The organism is Streptomyces sp. NPDC031274 (genome assembly GCF_055570235.1).
Genome location: NZ_JBVIHP010000501.1, coordinates 1 through 298, shown reverse-complemented (window position 1 = coordinate 298; position 298 = coordinate 1). Strand labels below are relative to the sequence as shown.

At 64.8% G+C, this 298-nt stretch carries 1 protein-coding gene; it reads right to left on the bottom strand.

Features of this window, described 5'->3' with window-relative positions:
* Positions 1 to 298, bottom strand: a 298-nt coding sequence (locus ACZ5CR_RS47485) for a VOC family protein (RefSeq protein WP_468870304.1), incomplete at both ends; no start/stop codon positions are given.

Genomic DNA, 298 nt, shown 5'->3' with positions numbered 1-298 from the left:
CACCCGTGGCTCAGCACATTGATGACCCGGCCATTGGGATCCCGCACGAAGAACCGCCGTACTCCCCACTCCTCGTCCTGCAAGGGGTGCACGATCTCCGCGCCGCTCTCGCGCACCGCTGCGTGGACCGCGTCCACGTCGTCCACTTCCACACTCATGTCGGGCACGACGGGCGCGGTCTTGTCCTGGCTCATGAAGGTGACTTGCGCCGTGGGGTGGGAAGGAGAGCCGAGTGTCATGACCCAGCCAAGGTTCATGACCTCCTCGAACCCCAGGAGACCGTAGAAGTCCCGGCTCT